The following is a 17,171-nucleotide window of genomic DNA, read 5'->3' on the forward strand; positions in this document are numbered from 1 at the left end:
TACTGACAACTGATAACCGACAACTGCCAACTTTCTATTGAGTACATCGCCTGTGGAATTCACAACTGAATTAGAAAACCCGCTGTTGTCATCACAGAATTGGGAAGAATTGCAGTTCGCTACTCGCGCCATTCGCACCGGTCATCACCGCACGGCGGAGGGTGAACACAGCGAGCCAATTTTCACAACCTCCAGCTATGTGTTTGCCAGCGCGGCTGAAGCTGCGGCGCGGTTCAGTGGTGCGCAAGCGGGCAACATTTATTCACGTTTCACCAATCCGACCGTGCGGGCGTTCGAGGAACGGCTGGCGACGTTGGAAGGTGGCGACTGCGCGGTGGCGACTGCGTCGGGCATGGCGGCGATCTTGGCGACGTGCATGGGCTTGTTGCGCAGCGGTGAGCGGATCGTGGCGTCGCGCAGTCTGTTTGGCAGCACAACCATGTTGTTTAACAAGTATTTAGCGCGGTTTGGCATTGAGACCGTGTATGTGCCGCCGACTGATTTGGGCGCGTGGGAAGCGGCAATTGATGACCGCACGCGGCTGTTGTTTTGCGAGACGCCGTCCAATCCGCTGATGGAAATGGTCGATCTGCGCCAGCTCGCCGATCTCGCCCATCGTCACGACTGCCTGCTGGCGGTGGATAACTGCTTTTGCACCCCGGCGCTGCAACGTCCGCTGGAATTCGGCGCAGATGTGGTGGTGCATTCGGCGACGAAATATCTTGACGGACAAGGGCGCTGCGTCGGCGGCGCGGTGGTCGGCAATCGCCAAATCGTCGGCGAGGAGGTGTACGGCGTGTTGCGCACCGCCGGAGTGACGCTGAGTCCGTTTAATGCGTGGATTTTTCTGAAGGGCTTGGAAACGTTGGAATTACGGATGCTGGCGCATTCTCAAAACGCCGCGCAGCTCGCCGCGTGGCTGCACACGCAACCGGCGGTCGCGCAGGTCTATTACCCCGGTTTGCCCGGCCATCCGCAGCAGCATCTCGTCGGTAGCCAACAGCGCACTGGCGGCGGCATCGTCACTTTTGCGGTACACGGCGGACAGGCGGCGGCGTGGCAATTGATTGATGCCACGCGGCTGCTGTCGATTACCGCCAATCTCGGCGACACCAAAACCACGATCACGCATCCGGCGACCACCACGCACGGGCGCTTGACGGCGGAGGAACGCGCTGCGGTGGGGATTAGCGATGGCTTGATTCGGATTGCGGTCGGATTAGAATCAATTCACGATATTCAAGCGGATTTAGCATTTCACACGCTGCCACCATTATGAAAGATGACCACAGTGAGCAATTGTTTAGTGCGCATGTTAAGCAAGGAGAACGCGCTTTTGCGCAATTGCGCGTCTGGCGCGTCACCAACACCACCACGCACCATTCCCAATTAAAATATCGGCTGGCTTTCATTGTGAATGGCGGCTGCGCCTTTTCTCTGGATAATGACACGGGAGCCGGACGACAACTGGCACATCCTGCATTAACGCCCGAAGCAGTTTTAACTGAATTATTAAATGAATTTTGGCAACGGGTTGATGAATATCACGCGGGGCAAGTATGAGCATGGTGACAATTGGTGTTTTACAGCGCGATGCAATTAACGCTCGTTTTATAAAAGCATTTAATGGTGATGCGCAAGATCATTTTCGTGGTTTTGAAACGACTGCTGATTTGTGGAAAACCTTGACGCCGCGCCGCTGGGCAATTCTCAACGCCATCACTGGCTTGGGACCGGTCAGTTTATGTGAAATCGTGCGGCGGGTGGGTTGCCAAGTGAAAATTGTGCATGAAGATGTCGCAGTGTTAGTTAATGCTGGCTTATTAAATCGCCGCAAAGATGGCGCGATTGAATTTCCTTTTGATGCGGTGCATGTTGATTTTATGTTGCGACCGTGAAAGTTGTAGGTTGGGTTGACCGCGTCAACCCAACTGCAAAGCATGAAAAACCCAACTCCCTTGTGCGACAACGGTGTAATTCAATCGCAGTGATGTTGGCGTCAGTTGTTGGGTTGCCAACAGCGGCAACCCAACCTACACATAAAAACCCCGCGCTGTTGAATGACAGCGCGGGGTTATTTTATTCAGCAGTCAGTCATTGACTTACACTTGAATGCCGCGTGATTGCAATTGCTTTCGCAACATCGGATCGGTGCGGTTTTTTGAAGTCGCAGCCTTCATAAACACCACCACCCGATCAATATCCCGAATCGCGCCTAATAACGTATTCTCATCGGCGAACAGAATCGTTAATGATTTGAACGCCACCGTCATTAAATGCTCATCAGCGCGGGCAATGCCAATCGCATACGCAATGTTACAGCCCAGCCCAAAATGATGATGATGAATGCGCTCCGCAAAACTCCGCCATGCCTCCATCCAACCTTTCCATTCCAAGGTTGAAATCGTATCGTGACTGGTGCGCAAAAATAGAATCAATTTGACCATTTCTGCCTGCCAATCCCAATCGACGCAGTTTAATTCTTTGCGCAAACGTTCAATCGCACGACCGTGATATTGGCTGCAATGATCGCATTGATAATACAGCGCCAGCGCATACGCAATATATTCGCGGTCTAATTCGCTCAACGTAAATGGATCGGATTCGCCGGGCACTCCGGTGAAGGTGTGCGCGTGTAATTCGTTGAGCACGTCATTAAATGGTTGTCCTTGTACAGAAGAACGCAATGATGCACTTGCCATGTCAACCTCAGTGAAAAAGTGTTATTTTGTTGCATAGCAGCATAACACAATTTTATGAATAATATAAGAATAAAATAATGTTAATCAAAATCGTATTGATTATTGAATAAACACGCGCTGGCTTAATTCGGCAAAATCAGCGGCGAGCAGCGGTTGCACGCTCGCAAATCCCCATAAATCACCGTATTCCGGGCGGGCGATCACGCCGACGCGCCCAAAGTTGGCAGCCGTCAGCGCCGCCGCCAAGCTGTCGCGGGTGAAGCCGCAGCGGTGCGCCAATTGCGTGTGACCGGCAGCAATGGCGGCTTGATGACCAAAGATGAGATCAATTGGCGTGAGAGGCACGTCCGCCTGCCACAGTGGTTGATTCGCCTGATTTGCGGCAATTTTGGCGCAGGCTGCCTGCAAATCGGCGCAAATCACGACCACAAAGCCCGCTGGTTTGAGCACGCGCCGCACTTCTGCCAGCACCACGCTCACCTCGTGAGCAAACAATCGTTCCAGCGTGTGATTGAGCAGCACCGCGTCCATCGCGCCCGTTGGCACCGCTCGCAAGTCGTTGAGTGCGCCGACAATATCCGGCTGCGTCGTCGGATCGCAGTCATAACGGAGGTGCCGCCACTGCTCGCGCTGAAAAATGGGCACCATCTCACTGCTGGCTGCTTGCTCACCACCAAGCTGCAACACGCACGGAATCGTTGCCGCACTTTCCTCACTCTCGTTTTGAAAAAGGGCGGCAGTCGGGCATTTCTCGACATACGCCTGCACATACAGCGCCTCAATCTCCCGCACCCGCGCTGGCATATCGAATATCCCGCCGTGCTCACGCAGCGCCGCTGCCGCCGTTTTCAGCGCCAGCAGCAGCGACGGCGACTGCGCCAACTGCACCGCCAGCACCTCGTATTCCGCCAACGTGTCCACAATCAGCGCATCCAGCCCGGCGGCGTGGAGCAATGCGCCTGCCATCCGTGCCGCAAATGCCCGCCCGCTGCGCGTCAACACCGGCAGCCCCATCCACAGCGCATCATTCGCCGTCGTGCCGGCATTGAACGGGAAGGTGTCGAGAAAGACATCCGCCAACGTGTAGCGCGTGAGATACACCGCTGGCGCGACCCGTTCGGCAAACACCAGCCGCTGCGGATCGATCCCGCGCTGCTGCGCTTCCCGCCGCAGATTCAGCGGCACCGACGGATTATCTGCCAGCAGCCACAGCAGACTGCCGGGCACCTGCTGCAAAATCCGCATCCACGCGCCAAACACTTCCTCAGTGATCTTGTAATTGTTGTTAAAACAACAGAATACAAACGCATCCTCCGCCAAACCCACCGCTGCTCGCGTCAGCGGCGGCGCTTGATCACGGCGGCAGTCGCTCACCTGAAAACACTGCGGCATTAGCAACGGCTGCTCGCTGTAATGCTGGCGCTCGTCGTCCGGGATCAAAAACGCATCCGCCAATAAATAATCCAGCGTCGGCAGCCCGCTGGTGCCCGGAAAACCCAGATAACTGATCTGCACCGGCGCGGGGCGCTGCATCAACACGTTGGGACGCGCCCCGCTGGTAAGCCCTTGTAAATCAATTAAAATATCAATTTCCTGCTCTCGAATGCACCGCGCCGCCGCTGCATCGTCCAGCTCGCCAATCACAGTGAATTGATCCATCGCCGCGATGATTCGCCGCCGCAGTGCCGAGCCGTCTTCTCGCGTCCAACAAAAACCATGCACCGCGAATCGCTCGCGGTCGTGCAGCTCGAATAACTGCACCGTCAACAGCGCCACCGGATGCAAACAGAAATCTGATGAGAGATAGCCGATCCGCAGCTTGCGATGTCCGTAGCCGTCCGCAGTGGCAAGCGGAGGCGGAGCTGGCGCGACGCGCTCGGCGACAAACCGCTGCGCGATGGCCAACTGCTGCGCCGGATCATCGGTCAGCGCCAACGTGGACAGCGCCGACGCAGCAGCGATCATCTGCTCAGGCGTGACGCGCCCCAATTCCGCAAATAACGGCCACGCGCACTGTTTTTGCCGCAGATGCAGCCAATGTTGCAGCGCCTTGGGCTGCGCAGCATCCGACAGCAAGCTCCGCGCCAGCATCGCCTCGGCGGCCGGATAATCGCGCTCAATTTCGAGCAGCCGTCCGAGGTTATTGAGTACCAGCGTGTGCAGCGCGAGATCGCCCGCCAGCGTGACCTGATAGTTGTCAAGAATGGCGTGCCACTGCGCGAGTGCCGCCGCCGGTTGTCCGAGCTGTTCCAGTTGGGTGCCGAGATTGAAATGTGCCGGCACAAAATCATCTTTTATTGCCAGTGCTTGTTGATAAGCGGCAATTGCCTCGGTCGGACGTTTGAGCGCCGCCAATTCCACGCCCAAGTTGAACCACACCGCATACGCCAACGGTGAGGCTGCGGCTTGCGCCAGCCAGTGGCGATACCGCGCCAATGCTGCTTCGGTTTGCCCGGCAGTTTTCAACTGTTCGACGGCGGTAAACAGCTCGGTGAGGGATTCAAGTGGAGACGTGGTCATGGCGTGCTCATTCAACTGTTAATACTGCGGACGCGGAGTCGTATCAGTTTCCAGCGGCAACTGCGGGTAATCGACCTTGGGCGCTTCTCCCGTCAACGCCCCCAAAAATGCGGCGATCTTGCCCGCTTCGGCATCATCAATCGTCGCGCCGAGCTGGGCTGCGCCCATGATGGCGACGGCTTGCTTGAGGTCCCACACTAGCCCGGAGTGGAAATAGGGCGCGGTCTGGGCGACGTTGCGCAGCGGCGCAGCGCGGAAGACGTATTCATCTGACGCGGATTTGGTGACGGCAAAGCGTCCTTTATCCTCCGGTGGCAACACGTCTGCGCCGGGGCGCTTAATCAAACCAAAGGGGAAATAGGCTTGACCACCGACGTTGGCGCCGTTGTGACACGAGGTGCAACCGCGCTGAATAAACAGCCCAAGCCCTTCTTTTTGCTCAGAATTCAGCGCGTTATCTTTGCCTTTCATAAACCGATCAAACGGCGCATTCGGCGTCACCAGCGTCACTTCAAAGGCTTCAATCGCCTTTGCCATGTTGTCGAACGTGACCGGGTCTGCCTCGCCGGGGAAGGCGCGAGTAAACCGTTGGATATAGCCCGGCATACTTTTCAACGTGGCGACGACTTGCTCCGGTTTATTGTTCATTTCCACGCCCGCCTGCACCGGCCCTTTCGCCTGCGCTTTCAAATCCTCAGCGCGTCCGTCCCAAAATTGCGCCTTGTTAAACACGGCATTAAACACAGTCGGCGAATTGCGCGGGCCGCGTTGCCAGCCGTGTCCGATAGAAGTCGGCAAATTGTCATCGCCGCCGGTGCCGAGGTTGTGGCAGGTGTTGCAGCTAATCACGCCGCTGGCAGACAGACGCGGATCAAAAAACAACATCTTGCCGAGGGCGATTTTCTCGGCGCTGGTTGGGTTATCGCGCTGCGCGGGCGCAGTGCGGGGCAAGGGTTGCAGCCCAGCGGCAGTGGCTTTGGCGCGTAATTCCTGCTCGGGCGAAGCAGTGTCGGTCGCGGCAGTCGCGCCGGTCGCGCTCAGAGCGGCAATGATGGCAAGCGTCAGCAAAGATTTTGACATCTGGGTTTCTCATGCAGTGGAGGGTTGGTAAGAGCGCAAAATGGTAGCGCGGTGCGCATGGTGGCACTAGCGCCGAGTGTGTTGGCATCGGGTTTTCGTTGGCAGTTTTTCAAAAAACATCAAACACTTAGAAAGTCAACCCGTGAGCAGAGTGCTGGCGCGTGAACAATCGACATCAAGCGCAATCACGATTATTCTTAAACCCAATTCACATCTAAATATCCTATGTTGTTGAATTCACCTGACAACTGACACTACAACCGCTGGTTATTCAATTCCGAGCTTCCCCATGACCCAACCGCAGCAACCGCACCGTCCGGTGCTTCTCGTGATTTTGGACGGTGTTGGCATCAATCCCGCCAAAGCCAATAACGCCGTCGTCCTCGCCCACACCCCGCGCCTTGACCACTATTTCGCCCATCATCCGCACACCACCTTGCAAGCCTCCGGGCTGGCGGTCGGTTTACCGGATGGGCAAATGGGCAATTCCGAGGTCGGGCACATGTCGCTCGGCTCCGGCTGCATCGTCCGCCAAGATTTGGTGCTGATCGATCAAGCGATCCGCGACGGCAGCTTTTTTACCAATCCGGTGCTGGTTGCCGCCGCCCAAGCTGCGGTACGGGCGCAGCGCCCGCTGCACATGATGGGCTTGGTGTCCGATGGCGGCGTTCACAGTCACGTCAATCACTTGCTGGCATTGATTGAATTAAGCCGACAACAGGGCGCTCGCCCGCTGGTTCATCTGTTTGCTGACGGGCGCGACACGCCGCCGCGCTCAGTGCGCAATTATTTGCCCGCGCTGGAGACCGCACTCGCGGCTGCCGGTGGACAAATTGCCACAGTCAGCGGGCGCTATTACGCGATGGATCGTGATAACCGCTGGGAACGCACCGAATTGGCGTGGCGGGCGCTGGTCGATGGCGAAGGTCGCCGTGCAGCCAGTGCGTTGGCGGCGATTGAGGCTGCGTATGCCGCTGGAGAAGATGATGAATTTATCCGCCCGACCGTGCTGGACGGCGCGGAGCAGATTGGCAACGACGATCATGTGATCCACCTCAATTTTCGCAAAGATCGCCCGCGCCAGCTCTTGGAACCGCTATTTCAGCCGGAGTTCAACCACTTCGACCGGCGCGGGGTGAGCGCCGTCAACGTCACCTGCATGATGGAATATGACACCAGCTTTGGGCTGCCGTTTGCGTTTGAGCACGATATGCCCAAAACCACGCTCGGCGCGATTTTGAGCGACGCGGGGCTGGCGCAATTCCACTGCGCGGAAACGGAGAAATACGCGCACGTCACCTTCTTTTTCAACGGCGGGCGCAGCGAGCCATTTCCCGGCGAAGAGCGGGTGCTGATTCCGTCGCCCAAGGTGGCGACTTACGATTTGCAGCCAGAAATGAGTGCGCCAGCGGTTGCCGACGCGGTGATTGCGGCGCTGCACGAGCGGCGCTTTCCGTTCATCGTCGTCAACTTCGCCAACGGCGATATGGTCGGACATACGGCGGTGCGCGAGGCGGTGATTGCGGCAGTGGAGGCGCTGGATGCTGAAGTGGGGCGGGTGCTGGATGCGGCGGTGGCGTGCGGTTATGCCGTTATTTTGACTGCCGATCACGGCAACTGCGACGAAATGGTTGATCCGGTGACGGGGACGCCGCACACCCAGCACACGCTGTATCCGGTGCCGTGCATGGTGATTGATGAAACGCCGTGGCTGTTGGGCATTGGCGGCGAGTTAAAAGATGTCGCGCCGACGGTGTTGACGCTGCTGGGGCTGCCGCTTCCGCCGCAAATGGACGGGCGCTCGCTGTTGCTGGGCGCGGCGGTGGTCTGAGCTGATGCAGGTCTATCTTGAGCTTTTGCGCGAGGTATACGCGCACGGCAGCGACCGCAGCGACCGCACCGGCGTCGGGACGCGCTCGCTGTTTGGACGCCAGATTCGCGTTGATTTACAAGCGGGTTTTCCGCTGTTGACCACCAAGCGGGTGCATATCAAAAGCCTGATTCACGAATTGCTGTGGTTTTTGGCGGGTTCCACCGACAACCGCGCACTCAACGCGCACGACGTACACATTTGGGATCACTGGGCGACGGCGGATGGCGCACTCGGCCCGATTTATGGGGCGCAGTGGCGGAGCTGGCGCGGGGCGGATGGGCTGGTGATTGACCAACTTGCGGAATTGGTCGCCACCATTCGCACGCGCCCGCAGTCGCGGCGGTTGGTGGTGACGGCGTGGAATCCGGCGGATTTGCCGGATGAAACGATCAGCCCACAGGACAACGCCCGCGCTGGACGAATGGCGCTCGCGCCGTGCCATTGCTTATTTCAGTTTTACGTCAATGACGGGCGGTTGTCGTGTCAGTTATATCAACGCAGCGCCGATTTGTTTATTGGCGTGCCATTTAACATTGCCAGTTATGCGTTATTGACGCATTTATTGGCCGCGCAGTGTGAATTAGAAGTGGGCGAATTCATTCACACTTTTGGCGATGTGCATCTGTATCAAAATCATTTGACGGATGAGATCGTGCTGGCGCAATTGGCGCGAGCACCGCGCCCGCTGCCGCAATTGCGCTTAAACCGTCGTCCGCCGAGTGTGTTTGAATACCGCTTTGATGACATTGACATCATTGGTTATGACCCGCTGCCTGCAATTCGAGCGCCGTTAGCGGTGTGAAATTGTCAGTTGAAAAACTAAAAAAGTTGCTGCATTGTCATCAACTTTTTTGAATTAACGCCGCCCGCACACAACGCAGCACCCCGTATTCATACCGCCCTTTGAATTGCTCAAATACCGGCTTGAGTGCCCAAATCGTCTCCGGCGGCACTTGCGCAAATGCCTGTTCAATCTCGCGCAACGCCGCCGTTTCCAGCGTCACCACTGCCGCTAATTCCAATTTGCCGACCGCGATGCACCGCTCCAAATGCGCGTAAATCGTGCTCAATTGAAATCCGCGCTGCGCCGCAATCGCTGCTGGCGGCAATCCTTGTCGGCACAGCACCAGCGTTTTTTGTTCCGTCTCCGTCAATTCATCGCTCGGCGGCGAGCTGCGCAGCGCCCGTTCTGGCAGCGGCGGCAGCGTCGCCGGGCGTCCGTGCTGCGCCGCGTGAGCGGTCAACACTTCCAAAAATGCTGCGCCAAACCGTTCCAATTTCACCAGCCCCACGCCGCTGATCTGGCTCAATTCCGTTAAATCACGCGGGCGATACGTCACCAATTCCTGCAACGTCACGTCCGCAAAGATGTTGAATGCCGGCACGTCCTGCGCTTGTGCCAGCGCCAGCCGCAATTGCCGCAGCGCCTCCCACAGCGCCACTGCTTCCGGCGCAGTCGGCACCGCACTCGCCGCCCGCTGCGCCCGCGCCGCGCGTGATGAACGTTTCCGCTCCGGCTCGCGCCGCAACTGAATTGAGCACTCGCCGCGCAGCAACGGCCGGCTCTCCTCGGTCAGTTTCAACGCGCCATATCCTTCCACATCCACCGTCACCAGCCCTGCTGCCACCAATTGCCGATACACCGACCGCCATTGCCCTGCCGTCATCGGCTGCCCGTCCACCGTGCGCCCGATGCCGAAAGTGCTGACGCGGTCGTGACCAAACTGTTGCAGCCGCGCCGAATCGTTGCCGAGCAACACCTCAATCAAATGACCGCTGCCGAAGCGTTGCCCGGTGCGATACAGACACGACAGCGCCATCCGCGCTGCGGTCGTGCCGTCCCAAGTCGCCACCGGTTCCAAACAGGTATCGCAATTGCCGCACGGCGCGGCGAGCGTCTCGCCGAAATGATGCAGCAGCACCTGCCGCCGACATGCGGTCGTTTCGCAAAAGCCGAGCATTCCTTCCAATTTGTGCAGCTCCAGCCGCTTAAATTGCTCATCGGCATCGGAACTGTCGATGATCCGCCGCAGCGTCATCACGTCACTTAAACCGTATGCCAGCCACGCGTCCGCTGGCTGTCCATCACGGCCGGCGCGACCGGTTTCTTGGTAATACGCCTCCAAACTTTTGGGCAAATCCAGATGTGCCACAAAGCGCACATCCGGTTTATCAATCCCCATTCCAAAGGCAATCGTGGCGACCATGATCACGCCGTCCTCGCGCAAAAAACGGCGTTGATGACGGCGGCGGGTGTCGGCATCCAAACCGGCGTGATATGGCAGCGCCGTCAATCCTTTGCCGCACAAAAACTCCGCCGTTTCCTCAACCCGTTTGCGTGATAAGCAATAGACGATGCCTGCCTCGGCGCGATGCTCGTGCTGGATGAATTCCAGCAATTGCTGGCGCGAGTTGGTTTTGGCGGTGACGCGATAACGGATGTTTGGGCGATCAAAGCTGGAGACGAAGTGCTGGGCGTTGTGCAAATGCAGCCGCGCAACGATTTCATTGCGCGTTGGCGCATCGGCAGTGGCGGTCAGCGCCAAGCGCGGCACCTCCGGCCAGCGGGTGTGGAGACAGTCAAGCTGGAGATAATCGGGGCGGAAATCGTGCCCCCATTTGGCGACGCAGTGCGCCTCATCAATCGCAAACAGCGCCAGCGGCACCTGATCGAGCAGACTTTGAAACTGCGTGGTCAACAGGCGTTCGGGCGCGACATAGAGCAAATCCAGCTCGCCCTCCCGCAGCGCCAGCTCCACCGCCTGCGCCTGTTCCCAATTGAGCGAGGAATTGAGAAAAGCAGCGCGGATGCCGAGCTGTTTGAGGGCATCAACTTGATCTTGCATCAGCGCGATCAAGGGCGAAATGACGATGCCGGTGCCCTCGCGCAGCAGAGCGGGGATTTGATAACACAGCGATTTGCCGCCGCCGGTGGGCATGAGCACCAGCGCATCGCCGCCGCCGCGCACCAGATCAATGATGTCGGCTTGTGCGCCGCGAAAGTGCTCAAAACCAAACACGCGGTTGAGGAGCTGGTGGGGAGTGGGAGCGGTCATGTGGTGGTGAAAGCAGTTGTCAGGTGAAAAAAAGTTGTCAGTTGTCGGTTGTCAGTTGGCGCAACAGCTCTGATAACGCCGTCAACGCCGCCTCAAAATCATAGTCATCCACCGCGTGTCGGATCGCGTCCAGTGCTGCTGCCAGCGCCGTGCCTGCCAGCAGCGGCTGCAATTCATCCAGCACGGTCGCCGCGTCGGTGTCGTCATCAGCGAGTAACGCTTGCAACTGCGCCAGCAACGGTGCAACGGTCGCGTGATCCAGTTCTTGCGCGGCGGGTGCAGCGGCAGCCGGTTGCGCAAGTGTCGCCAAGCCGTCAATGACCGGCACCAGCGCCGCCACCGTTGCTGCCAATAATTCACTGATGACTGCCGGTTCTGCCGCAGCGAGACATGCCGCTTCTAACTCCCGCGCTGCATCCGCCGTCGCCGTCGCCCCGATATTGCCGGCAACGCCTTTCAACGTGTGGGCGCAGCGCGTCGCAGCTTCGGGATCGGCGCTGGTTTGGGCGGTCGCAAACTGCGCGGCGAAATCGTGCTGGCTGGCGCGGAATTTCAACAGCAATTTGCGATAGAGCTGCGGCTGGTGTTGGGTGATGGCGAGTCCGGCTGCGGTGTCGATGCCGGGCAGAGCGGGGAAGTCATCGGTTGGCGCGTTGTCGATTGGCAGTTGGCAGTTGTCAGTCACGCAGGTTTCATCCGGTTGCAGTGCGGTTTCTGGCAGCGGTGCCAGCCATTTTGCCAACACGGTGAACAGTTCTCGCACGTTGATTGGTTTGCCGATGTGGTCATTCATGCCCACCTCCAGCACCTTGTCGCGGTCGCCCGTCATCACGTTGGCGGTCATCGCAATCACCGGCAACTGCGCAAATCGCGCCTGCGCCCGAATCTGCCGCGTCGCTTCATAACCGTCCATCACCGGCATCTGGCAGTCCATCAACACGCCGTCATAACTGGCGTTATCCAGCATTTGCAACGCCTCCAGCCCGTTATTGGCGACCTCCACGCGCAAGCCGTTACTGGTCAGCAGTTCCAGCGCCAGCTCCTGATTGATCTCGTTGTCTTCGACCAGCAAGACCTGCATTCCGCGCAGTCGCGCCACTGCATCAGACGCCTCTTCTTGGCGACCGGCAGCGCGAGTGATCGACGCGATCTCGTGACCAATCGCCTGCATGATCGTGTCCAGCAGCGTCGACGGCGTGACTGGCTTGGTTAAAAATCCGGTGAGATTCAGCCCCGCCGCAGCGGTTTGCGCCTCTTCGCGTCCGTAAGCCGTGACCATAATCAAGGTCGGAACGTGGGTGATCGAATCATCGTCTTGAATCGCCCGAATGGTGGCGACGCCGTCCATGCCCGGCATCTTCCAATCCATGAGCACCAGATCGTAGGGCGTGGCGTTATCTGCTTGTTCTAACAGCGCAATTGCAGTTTGACCGGTGCCGGCTTGATCCACTTCAAAGCCAAAATGCGCCAGCATTTCCGACAAAATCTCCCGCGAAGTGGCGTTGTCGTCCACGATCAACACCCGCAGCATTTGAATCTCCATCGTTTTGAAGCGCGGCTGCGACAACGCCCCTTGCTGGCGCTGGAAATGCGCCGTAAACGCGAAGGTGCTGCCGCAGTCGGGCGCACTGTCCGCCCAGATCGCGCCGCCCATCATGTCGGTCAAGCGTTTACAAATCGCCAGCCCCAGCCCGGTGCCGCCGTATTTGCGGGTGGTGGACATATCCGCCTGACTGAACGATTGAAACAGCCGCGTCTGCTGTTCCGCCGTCATGCCAATGCCGCTGTCGCGCACCGTAAATTGGAGCTGCACACTGCTGGCGCTCAGTTCGGCTGCTGTGACCGTGACCACGATGTCGCCGCCGCGTTCGGTGAATTTGACGGCGTTATTGCCGAGATTGATGAGGATTTGCCCCAGCCGCAGCGGATCGCCAATCAACGCGGTGGGCACGTCGGCATGAATATCAAACATCAATTCCACGCCCTTCTCTTCCGCCTTCAATCCGACCAGATTGGCGAGATTGTCCATCACGTCTTCCAGCCGAAAATCAATCACTTCCATATCGAGCTTGCCGGCTTCGATTTTCGAGAAATCGAGAATGTCGTTAATGATGCCCAGCAGCGCCTCGGCGGATCGATGCACCTTGTCGATGTAATTGTGTTGTTTGGCATCCAGCTCGGTTTGCAGCGCCAGATGTGACATGCCGATGATCGCGTTCATCGGCGTGCGGATTTCGTGGCTCATATTGGCGAGAAAATCAGATTTCGCGCGGGTCGCCTCTTCTGCCAATACCAGCGTGTGCTCCAACTCCGCCTGCAATTGTTTGAGCGTGTCGATGTCAGCGCACACACCGACCATCCGCCGCGCTGCGCCGCGCTCATCGCGGACAATCACCTGACCGGCATCCAGCAGCCATTTCCAACTGCCATCGGCGCAGCGCACCCGATATTCAGCGCGATAAGCATCGGTGTCGCCGTCAAGATGCGCCTGCAAATGACCGCGCATCAGCGGCTGATCGTCGGGATGAATTTGATCGCACAGCGCCTCGCGCCCGCCGCGCACCTGTGACCATTTTTCAGCGGTTTCGCGCAGCACGGCGGGCGCATAACCGCGTTGGGTGGCGAAATTGAGATGGGCGAACACCTCGCCGGTGGCGGGGAAATAATCCCACAGCCCCAGATTGGCGGCGCTGGCGGCAGCTTCTAACCGCGCTTCGCTGGCGCGAATGCGTTCCTCAGCTTGTTTGCGGTCGGTAATGTCGAGCACCCAGCCGAGGATGCCCGGCTCGCCCTGATAATTGAGCACCATAAAGTTGGCGAGCATGTGGCGGATGCGGCGATCCCGCCCATAAAACCGCACTTCGTAATTATCGACGCGCCCGCTTTGCACGAGATGGTCAATGATGGTCTCGCGCTCGTGCGGATCAAAATACATCGCGCTGGCAAGGTCGCCGACCTGAAAATCAAGCATGTTCAAAAACTTGGGATTGGCAAAGCGGATGATGCCTTGGGTGGAAATCGCCACGCCCAGCGGCGTCGTATCCAGCAGCGTTTTCAACTGCGCCCGCTCTTCCGCCAACGTGGTTTCAATCTGTTTGCGTTCGGTGATGTCAATTACGGTGCCGGCGAGAGTGATGGTGTCGCCAGTGTCGGCGTAGGTCGCTTGCCCTTGCTCATACACGAAATGCACCCGCCCGGCGCAATCCCGCACGCGATATTCAACGGTGTAGGCGAGATGCGCGGCGACGGCGGCACTGATCCGATCTTCCACCAGTTGCACGTCATCAGGATGAATCACGCTGGTGAAGGTACGCACCGCGTTATTGGTGAATTCGCAGGCGGGATAGCCGGTGAGCCGTTCCACCTCGTCGCTGATAAACAACATCGTCCACTGCGCATCAAACAAACAGCGATAGACGGTGCCGGGAATGGTATCGACCAAGGTGCGGAAATGCTGCTCCCGCGCTGCGAGCGCCTGCGCTGCGAGTTGGCGCTCGGTGATGTCTTTGAACACGATCACCGTGCCGAGAAATTGCTCGGCTTGGCGCATCGGCACGGCGACCACTTCCACCGGGAATTGACTGCCGTCACGCCGGAGAAAGATGTTTTCGGTGGTGTGATGTTGGCTTGGGGTGGGCGGTTGAGAGTTGTCAGTTGTCAGTTGGCAGTTATCAGTTGACGCGGGATGCGCTGCGCCGTCTTCACTGACAACCGACAACTGACAACTGCCAACATCTTCCTCAGCCGCCTGCCAACTACCAACAGCGTCGCCCACCACCTCCGCCAGCACCGCGCCCACCAATTCCGGCACCGCATAACCCAGCATCGCCGCCGCCGCCCGATTGCAAAAACTGATGCTTCCCGCCGTATCCAGCCCGATGATGCCCTCGCCCGCGCAATCCAAAATCAGCGCGTTGCGTTCCAGCGCCGCCTGCGCTGCCGCTTGCGCCACTTGGCGCGTGGCTTCTGCCTCCCGCAGCGCCAGCTCCACCCGCTTGGACTCGGTCAAATCCTTGGTCATCGCCACAAAATGCGTCACCAGTCCGCTCGCATCCGTCACCGGCGCAATCGAAATTGACCCCCAATACAGCTCGCCATTTTTCCGGCGATTGCAGATTTCACTGTGCCAAACCTGCCCCGCACAAATCGTCGCCCACAACGCGCCGTACTGCTCCGGCGGCGTCAAATTACTTTTCAACAAGCGCGGGTTTTTACCGCGCACCTCCGCCAACGTGTAGCCAGTCACCGCAGTAAAGGTCGGATTGACGTGTTCAATGCAGCCTTTGACATCCGTAATCACGATGCACAGCGGATTTTGCTCCACCGCCTGCGCCAGCTTGCGCAGCTCATGCGTCCGCGCCGCCACCAATTCCTGCAAACGATCACGGGTGCGCTCGCCCAACCAAATCGCCAACGCCGTCAGCCCCAGCGCCAGCACTGCCACACTCAACAGCGATCCCAACACCAGCGCCCGCATCGTCCGATACGGTGCCAGCGCGTCGGCCACATCCAACTCCGTCGCCAAACCCACGCCGAGTCGCTCCGACCAGCTCCACGCTCCCAGCACCATCACCCCGCGATAATCGCGGTAGCCGTCGATGTCATGTCCCGCCAGCCCGCTCAACGCCGCGCTCGCCAGTCGCGTCAATGGCCACTGCGCCCGCAGCACCGCCGGCTCAAATCCCGCCAACAGATTGCCGCCCGGATCGCGCACCCGCAGCCCCAATAAACTGGTGTCATGGCGGAAATGCACCGCGACCGGCTGGAGTGCCTCAGCAAACCGTGACGGCGTCAAAAACATCGCCGCCCGATTAAAGACATAACTCTCCCCACTGCCCCGCACCTGCGCCACCTGCGTGATCGGGCTGAATTCCACTCGCGGATCAAATTGCAGCGCCAGCGCCCCCCAAATATGACCATCGGCATCAGCAATCGGCGTCACCACAAACATCGCCGCCTGCCGCCCCGCCGCGCTCACCGTCTCAGCAAGCGGTGAGGCGCTGCTGTCATACACCGGCGGAATGAACACCGTCTCGCCCGCCAACGCCCGCGTCAGCAACTCCGGCTGCCACATCGCAATCTGCGTGCGCAGCCCCACCCGCGTCGTCACGCTCGCCGCCAATACCGTCCGCTCCGGCGCAATCACACAAAACTGCGTCGCGCCCATCGTGGTGAGCTGCGGCTGCAACTGCTGGAGATAAGGCAGCAGCAACGCATTGCCAGTTAAAACTGCTGCCGACTGCGGCAGCGCCGTCAACTCTTGCGTCAGCGTCAGCAGCGCCGGATCACGCGCAATGACGCGAATTTCCCGCTCGTGACTCGACAACCACATCTCCAGCGTCTGCTTGGTGGACGCATTCACGCTCACCAAAGTCTCGCCCAACTCATGGCGCAGTTGCCGCTCCATTTTGCGCAAGCCGTAGAGCGCCACCACCAACACCAGCGCCAAAAAACCCATCACCGCCAGCATTCCTACTTGGCGCAGGTTATGACGATCAAAAAATTGCACCACTCGCGCCGCCCCAAACCGGCGTAATGCCAGCAACAGCGCGATCATCAGCCCGATCAGCGCCAGCGCCCCCGGCGCAAGTGACCACAACGACAACATCGCATCAGCTTGTTCTGACATTGCCGCCACCGTCAGCGCGGTGAATCACCGCCGCGACCTGCGCCAATACATTGAGATCATCAATTGAAAACTCCGGCGGCATGTTCTGCGCATAAAAATGAAATGGCGACCACTTTTGCGCATTATGCGCAGACAATAACGGAAATGATAACGCGGTTTCAGCCCGCGCTGGCGCAATAATCAGCAACAGCATCACGCAACTAATAATGAAATATCGCAGCATAAAATGCTCACAATGCGTAATGAAAAAAGTTGTCAGTAAAAACAACGTAATTACCGCCAACTGACAACTGAAAAAACTGCCAACTCAA

At 58.5% G+C, this 17,171-nt stretch carries 11 protein-coding genes; 5 read left to right on the forward strand and 6 right to left on the reverse strand.

Annotated elements, in window-relative coordinates; translation table 11 throughout:
* Window positions 1-85 precede the first annotated feature (85 nt).
* From CKO12_RS07870 to CKO12_RS07880, 3 genes are read left to right on the forward strand one after another with little or no spacing between them, the layout of a single operon-like run.
* Window positions 86-1,279: an O-succinylhomoserine sulfhydrylase gene (locus CKO12_RS07870; protein WP_200154214.1), complete on the forward strand. Its 1,194-nt coding sequence runs from the start codon at window positions 86-88 to the stop codon at window positions 1,277-1,279.
* The gene (locus CKO12_RS07875) at window positions 1,276-1,563 is read left to right on the forward strand and encodes a hypothetical protein (RefSeq protein WP_200154191.1); all 288 of its coding nucleotides are present in this window, start codon (window positions 1,276-1,278) and stop codon (window positions 1,561-1,563) included. The genes CKO12_RS07870 and CKO12_RS07875 overlap by 4 nt, the downstream gene beginning before the upstream one ends.
* Window positions 1,560-1,898, forward strand: a complete 339-nt coding sequence (locus tag CKO12_RS07880; RefSeq protein WP_200154192.1) for an HVO_A0114 family putative DNA-binding protein — start codon at window positions 1,560-1,562, stop codon at window positions 1,896-1,898. Before CKO12_RS07875 ends, CKO12_RS07880 begins: the two co-directional genes overlap by 4 nt.
* Window positions 1,899-2,102: 204 nt before the next feature.
* On the opposite strand, the gene CKO12_RS07885 is transcribed toward CKO12_RS07880, so the two are convergent.
* From CKO12_RS07885 to CKO12_RS07895, 3 genes are all read right to left on the reverse strand, one after another.
* Window positions 2,103-2,702: a hypothetical protein gene (locus CKO12_RS07885; protein ID WP_200154193.1), complete on the reverse strand. Its 600-nt coding sequence runs from the start codon at window positions 2,700-2,702 to the stop codon at window positions 2,103-2,105.
* A 99-nt stretch (window positions 2,703-2,801) separates the two neighbouring features.
* Window positions 2,802-5,222 carry an O-linked N-acetylglucosamine transferase family protein gene (locus tag CKO12_RS07890; RefSeq protein ID WP_200154194.1) on the reverse strand — a complete coding sequence of 807 codons (2,421 nt, stop codon included), beginning with the start codon at window positions 5,220-5,222 and terminating at the stop codon, window positions 2,802-2,804.
* Window positions 5,223-5,240: 18 nt separating this feature from the next.
* Window positions 5,241-6,302, reverse strand: a complete 1,062-nt coding sequence (locus CKO12_RS07895) for a cytochrome-c peroxidase (RefSeq protein ID WP_200154195.1) — start codon at window positions 6,300-6,302, stop codon at window positions 5,241-5,243.
* A gap of 289 nt (window positions 6,303-6,591) precedes the next feature.
* Between CKO12_RS07895 and gpmI the strand changes: the two genes are divergently transcribed.
* Both gpmI and CKO12_RS07905 read left to right on the forward strand, forming a co-directional pair.
* Entirely contained in the window at window positions 6,592-8,133 is a 1,542-nt protein-coding gene (gpmI, locus tag CKO12_RS07900; protein WP_200154196.1) for a 2,3-bisphosphoglycerate-independent phosphoglycerate mutase, read from the forward strand.
* A gap of 4 nt (window positions 8,134-8,137) precedes the next feature.
* Window positions 8,138-8,977 carry a thymidylate synthase gene (locus tag CKO12_RS07905; RefSeq protein WP_200154197.1) on the forward strand — a complete coding sequence of 280 codons (840 nt, stop codon included), beginning with the start codon at window positions 8,138-8,140 and terminating at the stop codon, window positions 8,975-8,977.
* Between the two features lie 40 nt (window positions 8,978-9,017).
* Here CKO12_RS07905 and recQ read toward each other — a convergent pair whose 3' ends face one another.
* From recQ to CKO12_RS07925, 3 genes are read right to left on the reverse strand one after another with little or no spacing between them, the layout of a single operon-like run.
* Window positions 9,018-11,231: a DNA helicase RecQ gene (gene recQ, locus CKO12_RS07910; protein ID WP_200154198.1), complete on the reverse strand. Its 2,214-nt coding sequence runs from the start codon at window positions 11,229-11,231 to the stop codon at window positions 9,018-9,020.
* Window positions 11,232-11,268: 37 nt separating this feature from the next.
* A complete protein-coding gene (locus CKO12_RS14910; protein WP_242466257.1) occupies window positions 11,269-16,860 on the reverse strand; it encodes a PAS domain S-box protein in 5,592 nt (1,863 codons plus the stop codon).
* A complete protein-coding gene (locus CKO12_RS07925) occupies window positions 16,844-17,083 on the reverse strand; it encodes a hypothetical protein (RefSeq protein WP_200154199.1) in 240 nt (79 codons plus the stop codon). Before CKO12_RS07925 ends, CKO12_RS14910 begins: the two co-directional genes overlap by 17 nt.
* Window positions 17,084-17,171 lie beyond the last annotated feature (88 nt).

It is taken from the genome of Chromatium okenii, from assembly GCF_016583745.1.
Lineage (GTDB): Bacteria > Pseudomonadota > Gammaproteobacteria > Chromatiales > Chromatiaceae > Chromatium > Chromatium okenii.

Coding starts and splice junctions, on each gene's coding strand:
- CKO12_RS07925 (WP_200154199.1), bottom strand. CDS start 17,083: ATGCTGCGATATTTCATTATTAGTTGCGTGATGCTGTTGCTGATTATT.
- CKO12_RS07880 (WP_200154192.1), top strand. CDS start 1,560: ATGAGCATGGTGACAATTGGTGTTTTACAGCGCGATGCAATTAACGCT.
- recQ (WP_200154198.1), bottom strand. CDS start 11,231: ATGACCGCTCCCACTCCCCACCAGCTCCTCAACCGCGTGTTTGGTTTT.
- CKO12_RS07905 (WP_200154197.1), top strand. CDS start 8,138: ATGCAGGTCTATCTTGAGCTTTTGCGCGAGGTATACGCGCACGGCAGC.
- CKO12_RS07885 (WP_200154193.1), bottom strand. CDS start 2,702: ATGGCAAGTGCATCATTGCGTTCTTCTGTACAAGGACAACCATTTAAT.
- CKO12_RS07890 (WP_200154194.1), bottom strand. CDS start 5,222: ATGACCACGTCTCCACTTGAATCCCTCACCGAGCTGTTTACCGCCGTC.
- CKO12_RS07895 (WP_200154195.1), bottom strand. CDS start 6,302: ATGTCAAAATCTTTGCTGACGCTTGCCATCATTGCCGCTCTGAGCGCG.
- gpmI (WP_200154196.1), top strand. CDS start 6,592: ATGACCCAACCGCAGCAACCGCACCGTCCGGTGCTTCTCGTGATTTTG.
- CKO12_RS14910 (WP_242466257.1), bottom strand. CDS start 16,860: ATGTCAGAACAAGCTGATGCGATGTTGTCGTTGTGGTCACTTGCGCCG.
- CKO12_RS07875 (WP_200154191.1), top strand. CDS start 1,276: ATGAAAGATGACCACAGTGAGCAATTGTTTAGTGCGCATGTTAAGCAA.